The following is a 5,782-nucleotide window of genomic DNA, read 5'->3' on the forward strand; positions in this document are numbered from 1 at the left end:
AGCCAGAGCAGCAGCGGCGCACCGAGAAGCGCTGTGATCGCTCCGGTCGGCAGCAGGTCGCCTTGCGGCCCGGTGGCGATCTGCACGCCTTGATCGGCGGCCCACAGCAACGCGCCGCCGATCAGCGGCGCCATCACCAGTTGTTGGCCAAGCCGCCGGCCACCGCCGATGCGCGCGAGCGTCGCCGCGGCCAGGCCGACGAAGCCGATGACGCCGACAGCGGCAACGACAAACGCGATCAGCGCGACGGCGGCCGCCAGTCCGGCGAAGCGATAGGCGCCGAGCGGCACGCCAAGGCTGCGCGCGCCTTCATCGTCGAGGCCAAGCAGGGTCAGGGGCCGCACCATGAAGAAGATCGCAAGCGCAGCAGTGCCGATGCGGGGCAAAAGCCACAGCGTCGTCGACCAATCCTGCTGGCCGAGCGAACCGGCGCCCCAGATGAACAGGCTGGCCAGCCATTCATGCCGCAGCACGATGAGAGCGGCACCGATGGCGCCGGCATAGAGGCTGACCACAAGCCCCGCCAGCACCACCGAAAGCGGCGACAGGCCCTTGTGCCAGGACAGAGCGATGACGGCGGCAAGGGCCATAAATGCGCCGGCCAGCGCCACCCATTCGCGGCCGAAGGCAAGCAGGGACGGTGACAGAAGCGTCGCCAGTGCCAGCGCCAGATAGGCGCCGGCCGAGACGCCAACGGTTTCAGGCGAGGCGAGCGGGTTGCGCAGAACCTGCTGCAGGACAGTTCCGGCAAGCCCGAGCGCCGCACCGCACAAAAGGCTGATCGCAAGACGGGGCAGGAAGGCATAGTGGACGAGCACCTGCCGCATGTCAGCGATGTCGGGAGCGGCGAGCGATTGGAGCCAGAGCGCCGATGGCAGTTGCACGGTGAGGTTCGAGACGGTTGCCGCTGCCGCAGCCGCGAGCAGCACCGCGCAAAGCAGGATCGCGCCTACCGGCTGATTGCTGGAAAAGCTCCACACGGGGGCCCGGCCGGCCGACGCAGGCTTCCCCCTTTGGGCAATGGCAGCATCCTCAGCCATGGGCGGCCTCCGCGGTCATCGCCGATGCCAGGACCCGAGCAAAACGGCTCGCGGATGGAAGCGCGCCAAACATCAGGACGGCAGGAAGGCGCATGATCGAGCGGTTGCGCACGAAGGGCATGGCATTCCAGACCGGACTTTCGGTCAGCGTGCCGCCGGCGCCCTCAGGCAAGGGTTCGAGATAGGCGAGGCGCGCATCGCTGGATGTCGCCAGCCCGTCGATGCCGACGGTCGAAAACCCCCAATAGTTGGTCTCGGCCGTCCACGCGTTGCTGAGCCCGATGCGGTCGAACACCTCCTGAAACAGGCTCTTTGCGCCGTAGACGCGCACATTGCGGGGGTCCAGGAAGCTGACGACATAGATCGGCCGTGCCGAAAGCGGCGCCAGTTGCTGGCGAACCTCCAAAAGATACGCGTCTGTCGCCGCGATCAGCGCCTCGCCTTCGCTTTCCTTGCCGACAAGCCCGGCGAGCTGGCGCGTCGCCTCGAGCGCGCGCCGATAGGGTTGCCCGGCCTCGGTATAGAGCCCGATCGTCGTCACTGGAGCCACGCGTTCGAGCAGCGGCTTGATGCCCTCGAGATACGGCATGGACAGGATGATGTCGGGCCTGAGCTGCTGCAGGAATTCGAGATTGGGCTCGAGCAGCGTGCCGAGATCGGCGACGTCGGGCGGCAGCCGCGGCTCGACCACCCATTTCTCCCAGACCTCCCGATCGGCAATGGCGACCGGGCTGACACCGAGCATGAGCAAGGTCTCGGTCAACCCGTCATCCAGGCAGACGATGCGCAACGGACGGGCTTCAGCCGTGGAGGACCTCATGCCGGCGAACGGCAGCGAAAAAAGCCCGAGCGCCTGGCGCCGGGTCATTCGGCTGCGCAAATGATCGGGCGCGGCTCTCGACTGGGGCTCTTGGTCTCTCTGCAATGCGGCCGGCCCTGCTTTTCGGGGGTTGGTCTCCAGTGACCACTGCCCGGTGACTATGAAACATGAGTATACTAGTCAACATTTAAGATGCCTGCCCAGTCAACTTTCACGCAACCGCATGCCAAGCGCAGACGCCCACTGGCCGCAAGGCGATTCGCCCGTACAACAACCCTGTGCGACGTCACCGTCCGAATCACGGTTTGCGAAGCCCAATCCGCGCCCCGCATCATTTTTCCTCCACGAATGCATTCCATGATAGAGGGAGCTACGGTCGCCTTTGGGCAGCCGTTTCCTGGATTGCCTGAGAGACCAAAGACGGCCAAGAACCAAAAGCCGGCAGCAAGCCGCCACCTGAAGACGTCAAGGACCGGTCGAACGCATCAAGGCAGCGTGATCGGGTTGCACTCGGCAAGGCTTGATGATTTGTTGCCGCTATACGGAGAACGAATGATGCGAGAGCCTGCCGGTCAAGACGAATACGGGTCGACGAACCCTTTCGATCCGGACGACCTGCCAACCTTGAACGCAATCGGCCCGAGCATGGGAAGCGGCAATGATTTCGAGAGATATGCCGTTGCCGTGATCATCGTGTTCGGTGCGCTGATCATCGGCGGGCTGATGGCCGCATCGATGGTCTTCGGGCACCGCAACGGCTTCCTCTTCGCGCTTGGCGGCGCCACATCCGCCTGGATCTCCGGAAATGCGCTGCTGCTCGACCGGCCGCGCATCTATGCGCTGTTCGTCGGCATTGCCGCCTTGATGCTGGTTGCGTCCACCCTCACGCTGGTCTTGTGACGGTCAAGTCGGTGTGAGCCGATCCACTTGAGCAGCGGGCGATCAACCCGAATCGCCACGCTGCTCCAAGCTTTTCCTCCGAGCTGTCAGTATCCGAGCGCCTCGCCAGAGGCCGCGCGGCTGTCGATGGCGCCGTTGTAGCGCGCGCCGCCGCCTTTCTCGATTTCCGCCAGGCTCTTGCCGCCGACCAGGATGCCGGCGGCCTGACCCCAGGTCTGGTCGGCGAGATCGAGGTGATATCCCATGCCGGCCAGCAGCTTTTCTGTGTCCGGCGACAGGCCGAACGGCTCGACATACACCTTGTCGGGCAGCCATTGATGGTGGATGCGCGGCGCGTCGATCGCCTCCTGGATGTTCATGCCGTGGTCGATGACATTGACGATCGCTTCCAGCGTGATGGTGATGATGCGCGAACCACCGGGGCTGCCGATGACCATGAACGGCTTGCCGTCCTTGGCGACCACGGTCGGGCTCATCGACGACAGCGGCGTCTTCTTCGGCTGGATGGCGTTGGCCTCCCCCTGGACCAGGCCATAGAGGTTGGGCACGCCGGGTTTCTGGGTGAAATCGTCCATTTCGTTGTTGAGCAGGATGCCGGTGCCGTCGGCGACGACGCCGGCTCCAAAGGAACCGTTCAACGTGTAGGTGACCGCGACCGCATTGCCCGCATCGTCGATGATCGAATAATGCGTCGTCTCCTTGCTCTCGCCAAAGCCCTTCGGCATCAAATCCTGCGACACGCCGGCCCGGAACGGGTCGATCTTGTCGCGGATATCCTTGGCATAGGCCTTATCAAGCAGTTTCGAGACCGGGTTATCGACGAAATCAGGATCGCCAAGCGCTGAATTGCGGTCGACATAGGCGTAGCGCATCGCCTCGACCATGACGTGGACCGTCTCGGCGGAACCTGCGCCGAGATAGGACAGCGGGTAGCCCTCCAGCACGTTGAGGATTTCGCAGATGATGATGCCGCCGGAGCTGGGCGGCGGCGAGGAGGTGATCTCGTAGCCGCGATAGGTACAGGTCACGGGCTTGAGCTCACGCACCGCATATTGCTCGAAATCCGGCTTGGCGAGAATGCCGCCCTTGGCGCCGCTCGCCTTGATGATGGCGTCAGCGATGGCGCCTTTATAGAAGGCATCCGTACCCTTTTCGGAAATGGCGGCGAGCGAGGCGGCGAGGTCGGGCTGGACCAGCCGCTCGCCGATGCCATAGGGCTTGCCGTCGGGTTTCAGGAATATGGCGGCGGCCGCGGGGTCCTTCGCCAGCCTGTCGGCACTGCCGGCAAACGAGGCAGCGTCGCCCTGGTTGAGGATGAACCCGTCCTTGGCGTAGCCGATTGCCGGCGCCATCAGATCCTGGCGGGACAATTTGCCGTATTTTTCACGGGCCATCTCGAAGCCAGCCACAGAGCCCGGTACGCCGACGGCGAGATAGCCGTCGAGGCTGGCGCCCTTCACCGGGTTGCCGTCCTTGTCGAGATACATGGTTTTTGTCGCCGCCAGCGGCGCCCGCTCGCGGAAATCGAGAAAGGTCGATTTGCCGTCCTTGAAGCGGATGGTCATGAAGCCGCCGCCGCCGATATTGCCGGCATTGGGGTAGACGACGGCGAGCGCATAGCCGACGGCAACCGCCGCGTCGACAGCATTGCCGCCCTTCTTCAACACCTCGATGCCGACTTCGGACGCCAGATGCTGGGCCGTCACCACCATGCCGTGCTCGCCCTTGGCCGGCGCCGGCGAGGCGGCGAAGACACTCGTCAACGGCGCCAGGACAAAGGTGATGGAAAGACTGGCGGCGATCAGTGTCCGACGGTTGAGAGGCATGGCGGTTCTCCGGGCGGGGGGATGCCTAGAAGACCGTGTTGGACGGATCGAGTCCACTAACAATTAAGGGAGCACGAGAAAGAGCCCCCTCACCCGGATTGCCAACCGAATTGCGAAGGGCAATTCGGGGCAATCCGACCTCTCCCCGAGGGGAGAGGAGGTGTCAGCGCTGACGCCAGTCTCTTCTCCCTGCGGGGGTGAGGCGTGGTCCGCGCAGCGGGCGAAAAGCCAACTGCTTGGCTTTTCGAACAACGAACGCCCGGAGGGCGGTGGCCGCAAAGCGGCCGGATGAGGGGGCCGGCTCGGCCTCAACCAATGCCGCCCGAACCGCCAGCGACTGCAGGGCGTTCCGCTGCAACCTTGGCGCGGTAACCCGCCGCTCGATAGGCGGCGACCGGGTCGATGGCGCCGCCGGTCTTCAGCCGCGCCATGGCGAGGATCGGCTCGACATCGGTGCGGTAGGCCGCTTTCAGCGTCTGCGTCGCCATCAGCGCGTCATTGCTATCCTGAAAATCTTCCAACGCCTTGCGGTCGACCAGCAGCGCCTGCGCATAGGCGCGCTGCACCTCGACCGCCGATAGCATCAGGCTTTCGATCGGATCGGTGACGTTGTGGCTCTGGTCGAGCATGTGGGCCGGGTCGAACCCCTCGGCGCCGGAAAGTTCGGCGTCGACCAGTTCGTTGAAGACGAGAAACAGCCGGTAAGGATCGATCGAACCGGCATCGAGATCGTCGTCGCCATATTTCGAATCGTTGAAGTGGAAGCCGCCGAGTTTTTTGAACTGGATCAGCCGCGACACGATCATCTCGATGTTGACGTTTGGGGCATGGTGGCCGAGGTCGACGAGACAGAACGCCTTGTCGCCCAGCTCCTGCGCGATCATGTAGTTGGTGCCCCAGTCCTGCACGACGGTGGAATAGAAGGCCGGCTCGTACATCTTGTGCTCGCTGAACAGCTTCCAGTCGGCGGGCAGTCCGGCGTAGACCTCTTTCATGGCGTCGAGATAGCGCTCGAATGCCTTGGCGAAATTGACCTGGCCGGGAAAGTTCGAACCGTCGCCGATCCACACCGTCAGCGCCTTGGAGCCGAGCGTCTTGCCGATCTCGATGCATTCGAGATTGTGCTCGACCGCTTGCCGGCGCGTGCCGGCGTCGGCATGCGACAGCGAGCCGAATTTGTAGGAGAGCTTCTGGTC

Annotated in this window: 5 protein-coding genes; 1 reads left to right on the forward strand and 4 read right to left on the reverse strand. The window is 64.0% G+C overall.

All coding sequences use genetic code 11. From position 1 onward, the window contains the following. The coding region (locus ENZ74_RS19240) for an iron chelate uptake ABC transporter family permease subunit (protein ID WP_164761084.1) at positions 1–1,040 on the reverse strand (1,040 nt) is incomplete at its 3' end. After that, complete coding sequence (locus ENZ74_RS19245; RefSeq protein WP_024503125.1) at positions 1,033–1,908, reverse strand: ABC transporter substrate-binding protein; 876 nt, start codon at positions 1,906–1,908, stop codon at positions 1,033–1,035. The genes ENZ74_RS19240 and ENZ74_RS19245, both read right to left, overlap by 8 nt. A 504-nt stretch (positions 1,909–2,412) precedes the next feature. Between ENZ74_RS19245 and ENZ74_RS19250 the strand changes: the two genes are divergently transcribed. Next, positions 2,413–2,760 (forward strand): hypothetical protein, encoded by a 348-nt coding sequence (locus ENZ74_RS19250; protein WP_032808338.1) that lies wholly within the window; start codon positions 2,413–2,415, stop codon positions 2,758–2,760. A gap of 86 nt (positions 2,761–2,846) precedes the next feature. On the opposite strand, the gene ggt is transcribed toward ENZ74_RS19250, so the two are convergent. Together ggt and ENZ74_RS19260 are read right to left on the reverse strand one after the other, a co-directional pair. Further along, the gene (ggt, locus tag ENZ74_RS19255) at positions 2,847–4,586 is read right to left on the reverse strand and encodes a gamma-glutamyltransferase (protein ID WP_063170036.1); all 1,740 of its coding nucleotides are present in this window, start codon (positions 4,584–4,586) and stop codon (positions 2,847–2,849) included. A gap of 308 nt (positions 4,587–4,894) precedes the next feature. Then, the coding region (locus ENZ74_RS19260; protein ID WP_127312927.1) for a sugar isomerase at positions 4,895–5,782 on the reverse strand (888 nt) is incomplete at its 5' end.

Origin of the sequence: Mesorhizobium sp. M7A.F.Ca.CA.002.15.2.1, from assembly GCF_003998715.1 — a bacterium.
Classification (GTDB): Bacteria; Pseudomonadota; Alphaproteobacteria; order Rhizobiales; family Rhizobiaceae; genus Mesorhizobium; species Mesorhizobium ciceri.